Source organism: Streptomyces sp. NPDC101166 (genome assembly GCF_044768125.1).
In the GTDB taxonomy this organism is placed as follows: domain Bacteria; phylum Actinomycetota; class Actinomycetes; order Streptomycetales; family Streptomycetaceae; genus Streptomyces.
The window spans coordinates 464,171-480,280 of sequence record NZ_JBIWPF010000002.1 but is presented as its reverse complement, the minus strand read 5'-3'; the positions used below and the strand labels follow the sequence as shown (position 1 = coordinate 480,280).

Sequence of the window (16,110 nt, the reverse complement as noted above, 5' to 3'; positions counted from 1 at the left end):
CGCGGCAGCAGCCGCCGATGAGGCGGGCGCCCGACTCCCGCCAGTTGAGCACCTGTTCGGGAGTGAAGGTGGAGCTGCCGTTCCAGGCGCGGGCGCCGGCGTCCCAGGACTCACCGCTGTTGGGGTGGACGACGGCCGGCTTCCCGTGACCCGCGCCGCCGTCAGCGCGCGCCCTCGCGCAGGGTGCGGGCGATCGAGGTGATCGCTTCCGGGCCGACGCGGCAGCAGCCGCCGATGAGGCGGGCGCCCGACTCCCGCCAGTTGAGCACCTGTTCGGGAGTGAAGGTGGAGCTGCCGTTCCAGGCGCGGGCGTCGGCGTCCCAGGACTCACCGCTGTTGGGGTAGACGACGACCGGCTTCCCCGTGACCCGCGCCGCGGTCGCCACGGCGGACTCGACGTCCTCGGGGGCGCAGCAGTTCACGCCGACCGCGATCACCTCGTCGGCCTCGGCGGCCAGGGCGAACGCTTCCTGAAGCGGCTGGCCGGCCCGCGTGCGGTCGCCGGCGACGCTGTACGACAGCCAGGCCGGCACCCCGAGCCCGCGCACCGCCCGCAGCAGCGCCTCCGCCTCCTCGGCGTCGGGCACCGTCTCCAGCGCCAGCACGTCGGGCGCGGCGGCCGCCAGCACCTCGACACGGGGCCGGTGAAAGCGTTCCAGTTCCTCGACCGTGAGCCCGTAGCGGCCGCGGTACTCCGAGCCGTCCGCGAGCATCGCTCCGTAAGGGCCGACCGACGCCGCCACCCACAGCGGATGCGCGACCCCCTTGTCCCGGGCCCGGCGGGCCGCGTCCCGGGCCAGCTCCACGCTCAGCGCGAGCAGCCGGGCGCCTTCCGCGCGGTCGATGCCGCGCTTCGCGAAGCCCTCGAAGGTGGCCTGATAGCTGGAGGTGATCGCCACGTTCGCGCCCGCCTCGAAGTAGGCGAGGTGCGCGTCGGCGATCGCCTCCGGCCGCTCGGCGAGCAGCCGTGCCGACCACAGTTCGTCGCTCAGGTCGTGCCCGGCGGACTCCAGCTGGTTGGACATGCCGCCGTCGAGGACGACGGCGCCGGCGGCGAGCGCCCCGGCGAGCGGCGGGGCGGACGGGGAGGAGGTGTCGCTGGTCATGCCCCGACGCTAGTCGACGCCGGGGGAGACGGCCGGAATCGTCCACTCCGTGAACGGGCGGTCCGGCATGCGGACCGCCCGGCCCCGGGCGGCCCCCGGGACCGCCCGGTCGGCAAAGGTCCGTCACGCGCGACCCGTTGACCGCGCCGTCACCCGCCCTTACCTTTTCGGCGTTCGGGATGGCAGATCTTGTGCGAAATGCCGAACGTTTCTGTGTCTTTTTGTTCCCCCCGCTCGGTTCCCCAGTCGGTCGCCCCACTGGCGGAACCTGCAGAAAGGCAGACCGCATGAGCCGCGAAGACGCCCGGCCCGACTCCACTCCTCGGCACCCCGCCGCGCCCGAACCCCCCAGCCGGCGGCTGCTGTTGAGGGGAGCCCTGGCCGCGGGCGCCCTCACGGGCCTGTCCGCCACCGCCGCCCGGGCGGCGAGTTCGCCGGCCTGCCCCGGCGCGACCGTCCCCTACGACAACCCGCTCGTGCGCAACCGCGCCGACCCGCACATCCACCGGCACACCGACGGCCACTACTACTTCACCGCCACCGCGCCCGAGTACGACCGGATCATCCTGCGCAGGTCCCGCACCCTGCGGGGCCTCGGGGCGGCCGCCGAAGCCGTCATATGGCGCAAGCACACGAGCGGCGCCATGGGCGCGCACATCTGGGCGCCGGAGATCCACCGCATCGACGGCAAGTGGTACATCTACTTCGCCTCCGCGCCCGCCGAGGACATCTGGGCGATCCGCATCTGGGTGCTGGAGAACAGCCACCGCGATCCCTTCCAGGGCGTCTGGGTGGAGCGCGGACAGCTGAAGACCGCCTGGGAGACGTTCTCGCTCGACGCCACCACCTTCACCCACCGCGGCTCCCGCTACCTCGCCTGGGCGCAGCACGAACCCGACATGGGCAACAACACCGCGATCTGGCTGTCGGAGATGGCCGACCCGGTGACCCTGAAGGGACCTCAGGTGCGCCTGAGCACACCGGAGTTCGACTGGGAGTGCATCGGCTACAAGGTCAACGAAGGGCCGTCGGTGATCAAGCGCAACGGGCGGCTGTTCATGTCGTACTCGGCGAGCGCGACCGACTTCAACTACTGCATGGGGCTGCTCACCGTCGACGCGGACGCCGATCTCATGGACCCCGCGAACTGGGCCAAATCCCCGACGCCGGTCTTCACCAGCAACGACACCACCCGGCAGTACGGGCCCGGGCACAACAGCTTCACGGTCGCCGAGGACGGCCGCACCGACGTTCTCGTCTACCACGCCCGCCAGTACAAGGAGATCGTCGGCGATCCGCTGAACGACCCCAACCGGCACACGCGTGTCCAGCGCCTGGGCTGGAAGCCGGACGGCACCCCCGACTTCGGCGTCCCCGTCGCCGACTCCGCGAAGGGAGCCCCGTGAGATGAGACGCGTCCACGCGGTCCTGCTCGCGCTCTGTCTGGCGCTCACCGGCGCCCTCGCCACCGCCGGACCGGCCGGGGCCGTCCCCCGCACGATCGCCAACGGCACGCAGTTCACGGACACTTCGGGCAACCCCGTGCACGCCCACGGTGGCGGGGTCATCAAGGTCGGCGCCTACTACTACTGGTTCGGCGAGAACCGCAACGCCGACAACACCTTCCGGTACGTGGACGCCTACCGTTCCACCGACCTGAAGAACTGGGAGTTCCGCAACCACGTCCTGACCCAGGCGAGCGCCCCCGAACTGGCCGACGCCAACATCGAGCGGCCCAAGGTCATGTACAACGCGGCCACCGGCAAGTTCGTTCTGTGGATGCACAAGGAGAACGGCGTCGACTACAGCGAGGCCCGCGCCGCCGTTGCCGTGTCCGACACCGTCGACGGGAACTACGCCTGGCGGGGCAGCTTCCGCCCGCTCGGCCGGCACATGTCGCGTGACCTCACGGTCTTCGTCGACACCGACGGAGCCGGATATATGATCTCCGCCGCCCGCGAGAACTACGACCTGCAGATCTACCGGCTCACCGCCGACTACACCGGCGTCGCGAGCCTGGTGGCCGACCCCTGGCACGACGGGCACCGCGAGGCGCCGGCGCTGTTCAAACGGGGCGGGGTCTACTTCATGCTGACCTCCGGCGCGACCGGCTGGAACCCCAACCAGCAGCAGTACGCCACCGCCACCAGCATCGCCGGGCCGTGGACCGCCATGGCGAACGTCGGCGACTCGACGGCCTACGGATCACAGACCGCCTACGTGCTGCCGGTGCAGGGCTCCTCGGGCACCTCCTACCTCTACCTGGGGGACCGCTGGGGCAACTCCTTCGGCGGGACCGTCGGCGACTCGCGTTACGTCTGGCTGCCGTTGGCCTTCCCGACCTCGACCACGCTGTCCCTGTCGTGGTCGCCGGAGGTCACCGTCGACACGGCCGCCGGCACCGTCACCGGCGCGAGCGCCGCGTACGGCACGCTGACCGCCCGGCACAGCGGCAAGTGCGCGGACGTCACGAGCCAGTCCCTCTGGCCCGGCGCGCAGATCAAGCAGTGGAGCTGCAACGGCGGCGCCAACCAGAGGTACTGGTCGAGATCGGTCGGCGGCGGCTACTACCAGCTCGTGGTGCGCAACAGCTCGCTGTGCGTGCGGGAGAACGCGAGCACGGTGACCCAGGAGAACTGCGACGCCACGGCCGCCGGCCAGCAGTGGTCCCTCACCACGGCCGGCGGCTACGTCACCGTCAAGTCCCGCGCGACCGGCAGGTGCCTCGACGTGAACGGCGCGTCCACCGCCGACTCCGCCGCCGTCATCACGTACACGTGCAACGGAGGGAGCAACCAGCAGTGGACACGCGGCACATGACGGGCGCCCGGCCGGTCAGGCCAGCAGGTCGATCGCGTCGATCGAGGTCCCCGCGCTGAGGAAGCCCGTCGTCCCCGACCCGCTCACCACGTTGATCCTCAGCACGTTGTACCGGCCGGTGTCCGTGAGCCAGGCGCCGGCCGGGACGTTGTAGGTGAACGTGTGGTTGTTGCCCCGGTACGACCCGTTGGTCAGCGACCGCGTGTTCGGCTGGGCGGGCGGGGAGGGGATCGCCGACGTCCAGGCGTCGTTGACGACGACCTGCGGGCGCCCGTTTGCGTAGGCCGTCGTCACGCCGATGCGCAGGGTGTGCGCGGCGGCGGCCTGGGCCGCGGTGAGCTTGAAGTACACGAGCAGGCCGCTGTTGACGTCCTTCCACAGGTAGCAGGGGAAAGCGGAGCTCTCCTTGCCGTCGCCGATCACGACGTTGCCGGTCCAGGCGGCTGCCCGCACGTCCGAGGGGTGCGCGTACGTCATCAGGTCGGCGTTCTTGAAACCGCTCGGCGTGCCCGTCCAGTCGTTGATCCGCCATATCGCGCTCGCGGCGGAGGGGTCGTTCGAGGACGGGATCGCGAGCGTGTTGAGCGTGGTCGTCGCCCCCGCGGACACCGTCACCTGCGTGCTGTGGACGGCCAGTTCGCTCTTGTAGAGGGTCAGCGTGTACGTCCCCGGCAGCACCCCGCCGATCGAGAAGTGGCCGTCCGAGGCCCGTGCCGGGCCCCAGTACTGCGCGGTCGCGTTCGCCAGGCCGACGGTGTACGGGTACGCCGTGTTCCGCCCGGTGATGCCGACGCCCGCCACCCGGCCCCGGCCGCCGGCGCCGACGTACCCGGGAATGCCGAGCGAGTCCGCCCACGGCGTGGTCAGGGTGCCGGGGAAGAGGGACGAGGAAGGGGCGCCGCCGTCGGTGAAGGCGATGACGTAGGGCCCCTGGAGACCGAAGCGCTGGGCCTCGGTCTGGTTCTGGCCGTAGTACAGGATCTCGTACAGGCCGCCGCCGTCGGCGCTCTGATGGCGCAGGAGCGAGCGGTAGAACGGGCCGCCGGAGGCCTTCTCGTGGTTGCTGCGCACGACCCACAGGCCGACGGAGCCGGTCGACCAGCCGACGTGGTCGTAGTCGATGACGCGGAGTTTCGAGTAGTGCTTGCTGCGGGTCTGGCCGTCGGCCTTCGCGAAGACGTCCGAGGCCTCGACGGTCCTGTTCGTGTAGGTGTAGGAGTCCGGTTCGTCGTTGAGGAACAGGCCCTTCTTCACGCGGACGATGTATCGGGTGGCGGAGACGGAGGCGTCGGTCTTGTCGGTCCAGAGATAGACGTTGTTCTCGCCGCTGCGGGCCGCGTAGTAGTGCCGCAGCGTGCCGTACGCGACGGAGATCAGGATCGTCGTGCCGGACTGCCTGAGCGTGACCGTGGAGGCGCCGAGGCCGGACTCGACGTGCGAGTTCATGCCGCCGTAGCCCTGATACTCGACGCCCCGATAGACCAGGGAGGTCAGGTCGCCGTTGGACTTGCTGACCTTGAACACCAGTTGGGCGCCGGTGTCGACGACGTAGTGCGAGCCGTCGTCGGTCCAGCCGAAGCCCGCGGCGGCCGCGGGGGCGGCGAGCGGGCCGGCGAGTGCGGCCGAGCCGGCCGCGGCGGCGCCGACGGTTCCGAGCACGAAGGTACGGCGTCGGACCGGCCGTCGTGGCGTGGATCCGGACATGGGGGGTGCCTCCTTCGGGAGGTGTGGGGGAGCGGGTGTGCTGGGCAGGGTCGCAGTTGAATCGATTTTCCGAAAGGGCTTTCGCCGTGGGGAAGTTGACAATGCCGCGAAATGGTCCCGAGGTCTAGAAAGCGCTTGCGAGAGGCGGTACGGTCCAGCCGCCAGGACCGGTAGCCTGACGGAGGAACCGCAGTGAGACGTTTCACCCCAGCCCTGCTGGCGGCGCTGACCCTGACCGCCGCGCTGACGGCCGCACCCGCCGCCGAGGCCGCCCGGCCGCCGGGCTCCCGCACCCCCGGCTGCACTCCCACCGCGTGCCACTTCGACGTCCCGCCCGGCACCTACGACGTGAGAGTGGTCCTCGGCGGCGACGCGGCCTCCAGCACCGCGATCAGCGGCGAGACCCGGCGCGCCCTGCTCCCCGAGACCGCCGTCCCCGCCGGGGAGCGGCTCGCCCTCAGCTTCACGGTGAACGTCCGCACCCCCGAGGGCGAGCCGACCGGCGCCGCCGGAAGCGACGGCCTGGACCTCGCCCTCACAGGCGCCGCCCCCGCCCTCGACCGCATCAGGGTCACGCCCGCCCGGCACACCCAGCAGATCTTCCTCGTCGGCGACTCCACGGTCTGCGACCAGCCCGGCGACCCCTACACCGGCTGGGGCCAGCGGCTCCCGCAGTACTTCCACAAGGGCGTCTCGGTCGCCAACCACGCCGATTCCGGCGAGAGTACGGTCACCTATCTGGGGAACCCGCAGCTGTGGGCCACCGTCCAGCCGCAGATCAGCCGCGGTGACCTGGTGCTGATCCAGCTCGCCCACAACGACAAGACCACCGACGAGGCGACGTACCGGGCGAACCTGGAGACGCTGGTGGCGGGCGTCCGGGAGAAGGACGGCAAGCCGGTCCTCGTCACGCCGATCGTGCGCCGCTGGTTCAACGCCGACGGCACGCTGAACAACGGCACGGCCCTGCTCGTCAACGGCCTCGGCGTCGACCACCCGGCCGTCATCCGCGCGGTCGCCGCCGAGCGGGGCGTCCCGCTCGTCGACCTCACGGCGAAGACCAAGGCGCTGGTGGAGTCGCTGGGCGTGGAGGGCTCCAAGGCGCTGTACCTGTACAACGAGAAACGGGACAACACGCACACGTCCGTGCACGGTGCCACGGTCTACGCGGGCCTGGTCCGCGATGAACTCCTCGCCCTGCGTCTGGTGCCGAAGGGCATGGTGCGGGTGGGATGAACCCCTGGGGGCGCCCCGACCGGAACCGGGGCGCCCTCAGGTTCCAGACCGCCCCGACTCCGCCCCCCTTCCCGCGCCCGCCTCTGCCCCCTCTGTCCCGCCGCTTGTCCCTACCGGAAGCGACCGCCGATGCACCTCCCCCCTCCCGACCGCGCCCTCAGTCCCCGTACCGGCTACAGCCGCGCCCACTGGGAGGCGGCCGCCGACAGCCTGCTCGCCGCCGTGGAGCCGTACGCGACCGACGACCGCGCGCTCTACCACTTCCCCGGCGACCGGCAGAGCTGGACGGGCCGCCTCTCCGACGGCCTGGAGGGCTACGCCCGCACCCTCCTCCTCGCCGCCTTCCGCCGCGACGAGACGGCCCTCGAGCGCTACGCCGACGGACTCGCGGCCGGAGTGTCCGGCGTCTGGCCCCGTATCGAGGACCGGACCCAGCCGCTCGTCGAGGCGGCGTCCATCGCCCTCGCCCTGCGGCTCACCAGGCAGGTGCTCTGGGACCGCCTGGACGACGGCGTGCGACAGCGGGCCGCCGCCTGGCTGAGCGAGGCACTGACCGCCGAACCGTGGCCCTGCAACTGGGAGTTGTTCCCCGTCACCGTGGGCGGCTTCCTCGAGTCCGTCGGCTGGGAGGCGGAGGCCTCCCGCAAGGCCGTGGACCGGGGCCTGGAACGGATCGAGCAGTGGTACGTCGGCGACGGCTGGTACACCGACGGCGCCATCCGCGCCTTCGACTACTACAACGGCTGGGCCATGCACCTCTATACGGTGCTGCACGCCTGGCTCGCCGACGACACCCGGCTCCTCGACCTGTACGGCGGCCGTCTGTCGCACCATCTCGCCGACTACGCCCGCCTGTTCGGCGGCGACGGCGCGCCCCTGCATCAGGGCCGCTCCCTCACCTACCGCTTCGCGACGACCGCACCCCTCTGGCTGGGCGCGCTGACCGGGCACACCCCGCTGGCGCCCGGCGAGACCCGCCGGCTGGCCTCGGGCGCGCTGAAGTACTTCCTGGAACGCGGCGCGGTCGACTCCCGCGGGCTGCTCACCCTCGGCTGGCACGGCCCCGACTCCGCCGTGCTGCAGGGCTATTCGGGACCCGCCTCCCCGTACTGGGCGAGCAAGGGCTTCATCGGCCTCCTCCTCCCTGCGGAGCACGAGGTGTGGACGGCGGCGGAGGAGCCGGGTCCGGTGGAACGCGGCGACGCCGTCACCTCCCTCGCCCCTCCCAACTGGCTGTTGCAGAGCACCCGTTCGGACGGTCTGGTGCGACTGCACAACCACGGGAGCGAGGACGTGCGCTACGACCCGTACTACACGCGCTTCGCCTACTCGACCGCGACCCGCCCCTCGGGCGGCACGCCGCCGGACAACTCCGTCCTCGTGGGCGGCGATCCGCACCGTGAGGGCATCGTCCCGCTGGGCGTGGGGGAGGGCTGGGCGGCGTCCCGGCACGCGGTCGGCTCCGGGGCCGAGATCACCAGCCTGGTGGTGGCCGACGGCGCGGCGGAGGTCCGCGCCCATCTGGTGGCGGGCGCGGACCCCGGTGCCGAGGTGCGGGTCACGGGCTGGGCGGCGGAAGAGGGGCAGCGGGCCGAACTGCTGCCCGTGCACGCCCTGTCGGGCACGTCCACGCTGACCGGGACGACGGACGACGCCCCCGTGACCCTCTTCGTCGCCCTGGCCCGCCTCACCGCCGACCCCGACCCGGCGCCGCTGACGGACCTGGTGTCCGTCCGGGTTTCCGGGGAGGGACGGGACGCCCGGGAGCTGAACGTCCGCTGGTCTTCGGGCAAGGTGGCCCGGTTCCGGTTCAGTGCTCCGGAGGCGTCCGCGGACGCCGGCCCGTCCACGACTCCTTCGTGGTCGGTCACTCCCTGCTGACCGGCCGAAACCTCGTTGCCCGCACGTCGTCGTGTGCACAACAATCCCCGCATGACATCGAGAATCCGGCACGTGACGATCGACTGCTCTGACGCCTATGCCCTCGGGAGTTTCTGGTCCGAGGTCTTCGGCCAGCCCTTGCACGACGACGACAACCCGGGTGACCCGGAGGCGTTGATCGAGGGCGCGGGGCTGCTGTTCGTCACGGTGCCGGAGAAGAAGACGGGCAAGAACCGCGTCCACCTCGACCTCCAGCCGCAGGACCGCACCCGTGACGAGGAGGTCGACCGGCTGCTCGCCCTCGGCGCGACCCTCGTCGCCGACCACCGCAGGCCCGACGGTACGGGCTGGGCGCTGCTCGCCGACCCGGAGGGCAACGAGTTCTGTGTGGAGCGCAGCGCGGCGGAGCGGGCGGCCGCCGGCTGATGCGCGGTCGCTCAGGTCTCACGGGGCCAGTGGGTGAGGGCGAGGTGCAGCGCGTCGATCGCCTTGTCCCAGGACAGCCGTACGTCCCGGGGCGCGCCGAAGCCGCCGCCGGCCTCCAGGGCGCAGTACCCGTGGAAGGTGCTGCGCAGCAGGCGCACGGCGTCGGTGAGGTCGGGCTCCTCCAGGCCGTAGGCGCGGAGCATGCCGTAGGTGATCTCGGCGGTGCGGCGGAAGGCGGGGGTGTCGGCGACGAGATCCTGGTCGACGGGGATCTGGGTGGCCGCGTACCGGCCCGGATGGCGCAGCGCGTACTCCCGGTAGGCGTCGGCGAACGCGGCGAGCGCGTCCTTGCCGGCCCGCCCGGCGACGGCCGCGGCGATCCGGTCGATCATCTCGCCGCCGGCGAGAAGCGCGACGCGGGTCCGCAGGTCCTTGAGGCTGCGGACGTGCGAGTACAGGCTCGCGTCCTTCACGCCGAAGCGGCGGGCCAGCGCGGACACGGTGACGCTGTCGAAGCCCACCTCGTCGGCGAGGTCGGCGGCGGCCGCGACCAGGCGGTCCGGGGTGAGGCCGGCTCGGGGCATGGGGTCTCGCTCGTCACTCGGGCCGGTGGCGGGGAAGTCGGGGTCGACACCGAGGAGTGTAGAGCTCCCGGCGATGTGCGTCCGCCTCCCCGAGCCTGCGACCCGTTGCTCTCGGCGTTCCCGGCCGGGCTCGCCGGCGACGCCGAGGCGGCCTCGGCGGTCATGCCCGCTCCCCGCCTCCGGCCGGCCGAGCCGTTCTCGGTCGCCGTGGAGGGCCGGCAGGTGTCGCTCCCCGGCCGCCTCTACAACGACGAACCGCCGGCGCATACGCTGGACTCGCTCTCACCGCGTCAACGCCTGCTCCTGCACTGCCTGTACACACGGCACCACGACGGGAGGGTCAGACAGCGCCACCTGGCGGAGATCGTGGCCTCGACGGACCCGTGGGTGATCCCGTTCGTGGTCCAGCTGGCCGGCGAGTACGTCGTGGAGATCCTGATCGACCTCCGCGACGCACTCCGTGACCTGGCGACACCGGACAGCCGGCACGCCCTCGCCTACGGGCAGTTCATCACGGCCAACCCCGCCTTCTTCGCCCGCACCGAACGACGGGCGGTGAGCTACTGGAGCTGCTACCACCGCTCCGCGTACGCGACGTTCCACGGTTATCCGGGAAGCACGCTCCTCGCCCTCCTGAGATCGGCCGCCGCGACCGCAGCAGGCCACCCCTGGCCCACCGTCGCCCCCGCCGGGCTCAGGCTGAACGGCTACTGCTAGTCCAGGTTGCTGCCGTCGGGCGGTCTCATCCGTTCACGCCGGTGTAGTGCCGAAGGCTCCAGCGCCACAGCAGGCGGGACGCCAGGTACGCCAGGACGCCCAGCAGGGGTGAGGCCGCTGCCAGCCAGTGGGGGACGCCGGTGGTGTGGCCGGTGAGCACGGCGGCGGGGAAGTAGGCGACGAACGCGAGCGGGAGGCCGTACGTCAGGAAGCCGCCCACCGCTCGGGGGAGCACGTTGAGCGGGTAACTGCCGAAGGTGCCGAGGAGTTCCTCCAGCCAGCGGCCCCAGTAGTCGGCCGCCGGGAAGCGGAGGGAGGCGCAGGCCACCGCCGTGAACAGGGCGGCCTCCAGGAGCATCCCGCCGAGCACGGCGGCGATCAGGTACGAGATCCGGCCCGCCGTCCAGTCCAGGTCGCTGCGGCTGAGCGCGCCCGCCATCAGGCCCGCCGCCACCGTCAGGTCGCCGATCGCGTTGGTCGGGAAGTACGCCAGCTGGATCTGCCGGTGCACCGGCATGGGGCGCACCAGGCAGGTGTCGATCACCCCTTCCTGGATGTGCCGGCCCAGACCGTGCACCCGGCCGAGGAACAGCACGAACAGCCCGTGCGCGAGCATCCGCGTCGCGGGTATCAGCAGGACGTCCGAGCTGTCCCAGCCGCCCATCCCGGTGAACCGCGACAGCAGCACCGTCGCGAACACGATCACCGACACCTGCCAGACCGCGCCGATCGCGATCATCATCAGGAACTCGGTGCGGTACTCCAGTTGCGCGCGGAAGTTGAGCAGCGTGACCCGCCACATGATCCGGACGCCGTTCACGGGCCTCAGCCTCCTTGGGAGATCACTCGGCGGGCGGCCCGGTACCACAGGAACCGGGTGAACAGGGCGAGGAGCACGACCCAGGCCGCCTGGATCCCCAACTGCAGCGGGGCGTCGGACAGTTCGGTCCGGCCCACGTACAGCGAGAGCGGCACGCTCAGCGTGGCCTGGAACGGCAGGAACGTGCTCAGCGTGATGAACCAGCCGGGGAAGAACCACAGCGGCGCGTACACCCCGGACAGCAGGTTCTGCGCGAAGATCAGGATCAGCATCGCCGCGTTGTTGCGCAGGGTCCAGAAGCACAGCTGGTCCAGGGCGAGCATCACGTAGTACAGCACCCACTGCCCGAGCAGCAGGCTCAGCGCGAACACCCCCGCCACCGCGGCGGATTCCGGCGGCCGCACCACGCCGGCCGCGAGACAGACCGCGTATCCGCCGAGCGCCCACGCGAACCCGTACACCTGCTCGCCCAGGGCGCGCAGCGCGTAGTAGCGCTGCGGGGGCAGCGGGCGCAGGTACCAGTAGACGATGGTGCCGAAGTGCATGTGCTGGATCACGGTGTCCCGGCCGGCGAACTGGTCCAACTCCCGCAGACGGGAGGCCAGTACGGCCATGACGGCGTAGGTGACGGCCTGGTCGCGGTCGAGTCCCGCGGTGGTGCCGGTCTGTGCGTACAGGCCGCGCCACAGGGACGCCACCAGCACCACCTGCACGGTCAGCCGCAGCAGCGCGGCCGTCATCCGGGGCGGTGTGTTCAGCTCGCCGAGCGGGGTGACGCGTGCGGCGCGCCATCCGTGGAGGACGGCCATCACGCGTCCCCGGCCTGTGCGTACGCCGCCCGCATGACGTCCTCCAGATCGGCCTCGTCGAGCGCGATGTCGCTCACCTCGTACCGTTCGATGACGGCCTTCAGCGCCTGGTGGACGGTCGGGGCGCCGGCGCCGTCGGGGCCGAAGACGACCCGTGCCCCCTCCCGTCGCAGCACCGCCATGCCCGGCAGCGGCGCGACCTCGGTGTGCGGGTCGGCGAGGGTGGCCCGTACCTGCCAGGTGGAGCCGAACTCCCGGCGTATCGCGTCCAGTGAGCCGTCCAGGACGAGCCGGCCGTGGTTGATCAGCACCACCCGTTCGGCGAGCCGTTCCACCTCCGTCATGTCGTGGGTGGTGAGCAGGACGGTCCTGCCGCGTTCCTCGACCTGGTGCCGCAGGAACTCGCGGACCTGCTCCTTGACCACCACGTCCATGCCGATGGTCGGCTCGTCGAGGAAGACCACGGGCGGGTCGTGCAGCAGCGCGGCGGCCAGGTCGCAGCGCACCCGCTGCCCGAGGGAGAGATGGCGCACCCGGGTGTCCCAGAAAGACGACAGGTCGAGCAGCTTGTCGAACTCCGCCAGCCTGGCGGCGTGTTCGGCGTTCGGCACCGCGTAGATGTCCTTGAGGATCGCGAACGACTCGCGCACCGGGAGGTCCCACCACAGTTGGGTGCGCTGCCCGAACACCGCCCCGATGTTGCGGGCGTTGCGCTCGCGTTCCAGGTAGGGCACCACGCCCGCGACGCGTGCCTCGCCCGAGGTGGGCGTGAGGATGCCGGTGAGCATCTTGATGGTGGTGGACTTGCCGGCGCCGTTCGGGCCGAGCAGTGCGAGGAGTTCGCCTGCGGCCACGTCGAAGGTGACGTCGCTGACGGCGTGTTTGGCGACCCGCTGCGGGTCGACCAGGGAGCGCAGCGCGCCGGAGAAGCCGGGACGGCGGACGGTGGTGTGGAAGGTGCGGGACAGGCCGCGCACCTCGATGGTGCCGCTCACTCGTTCAACCTCCAAAGGAGCGCGGCCGGCCGGCTGGGGAGCCGGCCGGCCGCGGGAGTCGTCAACACCGTGTCGGATTGTCGATCAGTCGGTCAATCCATTTATCGACGCCGGACGACGCCGTGCGTCGTGACGGGTTCAGTCGGCCGCCGAGAACACGAAGGAGAACTCGGCGGGAGCGGCGTTCAGGAAGTACTGCGGCAGCGGGCCCGGGCCGCAGGACTGCGAGCCGATGCCGTGCTGGCCGTGGTCGAGGTTGACCCACACCGTGTCGCCCGGCGTCAGGTCCGTGCGGTGCCGCGCGGCGTCCAGCTGCTCGGTGGTCCAGCGTCGTGCGGTGAGGAAGAACTCCGGGTCGCCCTCGATGTGCAGACCGCCGATCCGCGCCCAGCGGACGTCGGCGCGGGCGCCGTTCTCCTGGGGCCGGACGTACGGCGTCTGCAGCGCGTCCACGGTCGACTCCCAGCGGCCGACCATCGACGCCGCCCTGGTGTCGGGGTAGGCCTCGCCGGGTCCTCCGCCGAACCAGGTCACCCGGTCGGCTTCGGCGAGCTGGAAGCGGACGCCCAGGCGGGGCAGCGGCGCCGTCCAGTCGCCCTCGGGGTTCACCGAGACGGTCAGCCGCAGCTGGTCGCCGTCGGACGTCCACCGGTACACCGTCGCCAGGCCCACCTCCCAGGCGGCCGGCGCCACCCGGGTGCGGACCGTCAGCGCGTCCTCGCCGGTCTCCACCGCGTCCAGGCGGTGCCGCATACGGTGCAGGCCCAGCTTGCGCCACAGCTCGGCGTGCCGGACGTCCGTCTGCCAGGAGGCACCGTCGTCGTTGTCGGTGGTCGCCCGCCACACGTCGAGGCGCAGTCCCTCGACGGAGACCCCGCCGATCTCCTTGAGGGCGCCGGTGCGCGCGTCGAAGACGCCGGGGCCGAGGGTGATGACCCCGTCGCCGGACTCCGGGCCGCGCGTCGCCGCGACCGACGGCGACGACCTTTCCGCGAGGAGCACTTGGCCCCAGGCCACGACATGGCCCCGGGACGCCCAGGCGGTGTCCTCGGCCAGTACGGCCCGTACCGTCCACCGCGTCTCCGCGCCGCCGGGGACGCCGTGCGCCGGAAGCGGCAGCTTCACCTCGGCCGACTCGCCGGCCGCCAGCGCGGGCACCTGCAGGCTGCCCGACTCGACCGTCTCGCCGTCCGTCTGGAAGGCCCAGTCGAAGGCGAGCGCCGACAGGTCGGCGAAGTCCTGCTTGTTGGTGACGCGCACGGTGCCGTCCGCGCCGTCGCCGGCGATCGCGACGGGCTCGACGACCTTCGCGAACTCCACGAGTCCCGGGGAGGGTTCGCGGTCGGGGAAGAGCAGGCCGTCGCAGACGAAGTTGCCGTCGTGCAGCTCCTCGCCGAAGTCGCCGCCGTAGGCGTACCCGTAGCGGTCGTCCTTGACGCCGTGGTCGATCCACTCCCAGATGAAGCCGCCCTGGAGCCGCTCGTGCGCCTCGAACAGCCGCTGGTAGTCGGCGATGCCGCCGGGGCCGTTGCCCATGGCGTGGCCGTACTCGCAGAGGATGAAGGGGAGTTCGCGTCGCCGATGGGTGCCGCCGTCGAGGTCGCGTCCGATGCGCTCGACCTCCTCGTGGGAGGCGTACATGCGCGAGTAGACGTCCGTGTCACGGCAGTCGATGTCGCCCTCGTAGTGCACGAGGCGGGAGGCGTCGCGGCCGTGGATCCACTCGGCCATCGCGGTCAGGCCGCGCCCGGTGCCGGCCTCGTTGCCCAGGGACCAGATCACCACCGAGGGGTGGTTCTTGTCCCGCTCGACCATGCGGGCGGCGCGGTCCAGCAGGGCCGGGGTCCAGCGGTCGTCGTCGACGGGGTTGTCCCGCCAGTCCTGCTCGACGAAGCCGTGGGTCTCCAGGTCGCATTCGTCGATCACCCACAGGCCGTACTCGTCGCACAGGTCGAGGAAGGCCGGGTGCGGCGGGTAGTGCGAGGTGCGGACGGCGTTGATGTTGTGCCGCTTCATCAGCAGCACGTCCTCGCGCATCGTCTCCAGGTCGAGCGAGCGGCCCTTCTCCGGGTGCCACTCGTGCCGGTTGACGCCCTTGAACAGCACGGGCCGGCCGTTGACCTTGATCAGGCCGTCCTCCAGGACGACCGTGCGGAATCCGATGCGCAGGGGGACGCGCTCGCCGGCGGTGACCAGCTCACCGTCGTAGAGGCGGGGGGTCTCGGCCGTCCACGGCTCCACCCGGGCGGTGGCCGGCTCGCCCGTCGCGACATCGATGTCCAGTGCGGGGACGATCACGCGTCCCTCGACGTCGGAGTCGACGCGCAGCGTGCCCTCGCCCGTGCGGTGGTCGTAGGAGGCGTGCACGAAGAAGTCGCCCGCGCTGTCCGCCGGGCGATGCAGCAGTGTCACGTCACGGAAGATGCCGGGCAGCCACCACTGGTCCTGGTCCTCCAGGTAGGAGCCCGCCGACCACTGGTGGACGCGGACCGCCAGCACGTTGCCGGAGGTCTTCAGCAGCGGGCCGACGGCGAACTCGTGGGGCAGCCGTGAGCCCTTGAACTCGCCGATCTCCGTGCCGTTCAGCCAGACCCGGGCGCAGGACTCCACGCCGTCGAAGCGCAGTACGGCGCCGCCCTCCGAGAGGGCGGGCCAGTCTTCCGGCAGGTCGAAGACGCGCAGATGGTCACCGGTCGGGTTCTCGGTCGGGACGCGCGGCGGGTCGACCGGGAACGGGTAGAGGTGGTTGGTGTAGATGGGGGAGCCGTGGCCCTGGAGGACCCAGTGCCCGGGGACCGTGACCTCGGCCCAGTCCCCGGCGTCGTATCCCTCGGCGGCGAACGAGTCGTCCTGGGCGTCGGCGGTCGGCGACAGCCGGAAGCGCCAGCTGCCGTTGAGTGAGAGGGAACCGGCGTCGGAGGACGCGTACCAGGCGCGGGGCGCGAGGGCCCCGCTCCCCGGTGAGACGTCCTCGACGTAGTCGACGGCCGTGGTGGTGGGGAAGGACATCGG

At 71.7% G+C, this 16,110-nt stretch carries 13 protein-coding genes and 1 pseudogene; 6 read left to right on the top strand and 8 right to left on the bottom strand.

Annotation, left to right across the window (positions count from 1 at the left end; genetic code table 11):
* Window positions 1-130, bottom strand: a pseudogene (locus ACIRS4_RS06480) (homocysteine S-methyltransferase family protein); the annotation flags it as partial.
* Window positions 131-161: 31 nt separating this feature from the next.
* Window positions 162-1,106, bottom strand: a complete 945-nt coding sequence (mmuM, locus tag ACIRS4_RS06475) for a homocysteine S-methyltransferase (protein ID WP_404190837.1) — start codon at window positions 1,104-1,106, stop codon at window positions 162-164.
* Window positions 1,107-1,393: 287 nt separating this feature from the next.
* Between mmuM and ACIRS4_RS06470 the strand changes: the two genes are divergently transcribed.
* Both ACIRS4_RS06470 and ACIRS4_RS06465 read left to right on the top strand, forming a co-directional pair.
* Window positions 1,394-2,512, top strand: coding sequence for a family 43 glycosylhydrolase (locus tag ACIRS4_RS06470; RefSeq protein ID WP_404190834.1), 1,119 nt, complete (start codon window positions 1,394-1,396; stop codon window positions 2,510-2,512).
* A 1-nt stretch (window position 2,513) separates the two neighbouring features.
* The gene (locus tag ACIRS4_RS06465; RefSeq protein WP_404190831.1) at window positions 2,514-3,926 is read left to right on the top strand and encodes an RICIN domain-containing protein; all 1,413 of its coding nucleotides are present in this window, start codon (window positions 2,514-2,516) and stop codon (window positions 3,924-3,926) included.
* Window positions 3,927-3,941: 15 nt separating this feature from the next.
* Here ACIRS4_RS06465 and ACIRS4_RS06460 read toward each other — a convergent pair whose 3' ends face one another.
* Entirely contained in the window at window positions 3,942-5,630 is a 1,689-nt protein-coding gene (locus tag ACIRS4_RS06460) for a rhamnogalacturonan lyase B N-terminal domain-containing protein (RefSeq protein WP_404190828.1), read from the bottom strand.
* A 192-nt stretch (window positions 5,631-5,822) separates the two neighbouring features.
* Between ACIRS4_RS06460 and ACIRS4_RS06455 the strand changes: the two genes are divergently transcribed.
* From ACIRS4_RS06455 to ACIRS4_RS06445, 3 genes are all read left to right on the top strand, one after another.
* Window positions 5,823-6,866: a rhamnogalacturonan acetylesterase gene (locus ACIRS4_RS06455; protein ID WP_404190826.1), complete on the top strand. Its 1,044-nt coding sequence runs from the start codon at window positions 5,823-5,825 to the stop codon at window positions 6,864-6,866.
* Between the two features lie 129 nt (window positions 6,867-6,995).
* Window positions 6,996-8,747 (top strand): DUF2264 domain-containing protein, encoded by a 1,752-nt coding sequence (locus ACIRS4_RS06450; protein WP_404190824.1) that lies wholly within the window; start codon window positions 6,996-6,998, stop codon window positions 8,745-8,747.
* A gap of 51 nt (window positions 8,748-8,798) precedes the next feature.
* Window positions 8,799-9,173: a VOC family protein gene (locus tag ACIRS4_RS06445; RefSeq protein WP_404190821.1), complete on the top strand. Its 375-nt coding sequence runs from the start codon at window positions 8,799-8,801 to the stop codon at window positions 9,171-9,173.
* A gap of 11 nt (window positions 9,174-9,184) precedes the next feature.
* Here ACIRS4_RS06445 and ACIRS4_RS06440 read toward each other — a convergent pair whose 3' ends face one another.
* A complete protein-coding gene (locus ACIRS4_RS06440) occupies window positions 9,185-9,757 on the bottom strand; it encodes a TetR-like C-terminal domain-containing protein (RefSeq protein ID WP_404190818.1) in 573 nt (190 codons plus the stop codon).
* Window positions 9,758-9,862: 105 nt separating this feature from the next.
* Here ACIRS4_RS06440 and ACIRS4_RS06435 point away from each other — a divergent pair, with 105 nt between their 5' ends.
* A complete protein-coding gene (locus ACIRS4_RS06435) occupies window positions 9,863-10,474 on the top strand; it encodes a hypothetical protein (protein ID WP_404190815.1) in 612 nt (203 codons plus the stop codon).
* Between the two features lie 25 nt (window positions 10,475-10,499).
* Here ACIRS4_RS06435 and ACIRS4_RS06430 read toward each other — a convergent pair whose 3' ends face one another.
* From ACIRS4_RS06430 to ACIRS4_RS06415, 4 genes are all read right to left on the bottom strand, one after another.
* Window positions 10,500-11,294, bottom strand: a complete 795-nt coding sequence (locus tag ACIRS4_RS06430) for an ABC transporter permease (RefSeq protein ID WP_404190812.1) — start codon at window positions 11,292-11,294, stop codon at window positions 10,500-10,502.
* A 5-nt stretch (window positions 11,295-11,299) separates the two neighbouring features.
* On the bottom strand, window positions 11,300-12,103 hold the full coding sequence (locus ACIRS4_RS06425) for an ABC transporter permease (RefSeq protein WP_404190810.1): 804 nt from the start codon (window positions 12,101-12,103) through the stop codon (window positions 11,300-11,302).
* Window positions 12,103-13,098, bottom strand: a complete 996-nt coding sequence (locus ACIRS4_RS06420; RefSeq protein ID WP_404190807.1) for an ATP-binding cassette domain-containing protein — start codon at window positions 13,096-13,098, stop codon at window positions 12,103-12,105. The genes ACIRS4_RS06425 and ACIRS4_RS06420 overlap by 1 nt, the downstream gene beginning before the upstream one ends.
* A 138-nt stretch (window positions 13,099-13,236) precedes the next feature.
* Entirely contained in the window at window positions 13,237-16,107 is a 2,871-nt protein-coding gene (locus ACIRS4_RS06415) for a glycoside hydrolase family 2 TIM barrel-domain containing protein (RefSeq protein WP_404190804.1), read from the bottom strand.
* Between the last annotated feature and the right edge of the window lie 3 nt (window positions 16,108-16,110).

Bases quoted from the DNA above. Each gene is read 5' to 3' on its own strand.
- mmuM (WP_404190837.1), bottom strand. From the start codon at position 1,106: ATGACCAGCGACACCTCCTCCCCGTCCGCCCCGCCGCTCGCCGGGGCG.
- ACIRS4_RS06470 (WP_404190834.1), top strand. From the start codon at position 1,394: ATGAGCCGCGAAGACGCCCGGCCCGACTCCACTCCTCGGCACCCCGCC.
- ACIRS4_RS06465 (WP_404190831.1), top strand. From the start codon at position 2,514: ATGAGACGCGTCCACGCGGTCCTGCTCGCGCTCTGTCTGGCGCTCACC.
- ACIRS4_RS06460 (WP_404190828.1), bottom strand. From the start codon at position 5,630: ATGTCCGGATCCACGCCACGACGGCCGGTCCGACGCCGTACCTTCGTG.
- ACIRS4_RS06450 (WP_404190824.1), top strand. From the start codon at position 6,996: ATGCACCTCCCCCCTCCCGACCGCGCCCTCAGTCCCCGTACCGGCTAC.
- ACIRS4_RS06445 (WP_404190821.1), top strand. From the start codon at position 8,799: ATGACATCGAGAATCCGGCACGTGACGATCGACTGCTCTGACGCCTAT.
- ACIRS4_RS06440 (WP_404190818.1), bottom strand. From the start codon at position 9,757: ATGCCCCGAGCCGGCCTCACCCCGGACCGCCTGGTCGCGGCCGCCGCC.
- ACIRS4_RS06425 (WP_404190810.1), bottom strand. From the start codon at position 12,103: ATGGCCGTCCTCCACGGATGGCGCGCCGCACGCGTCACCCCGCTCGGC.
- ACIRS4_RS06415 (WP_404190804.1), bottom strand. From the start codon at position 16,107: ATGTCCTTCCCCACCACCACGGCCGTCGACTACGTCGAGGACGTCTCA.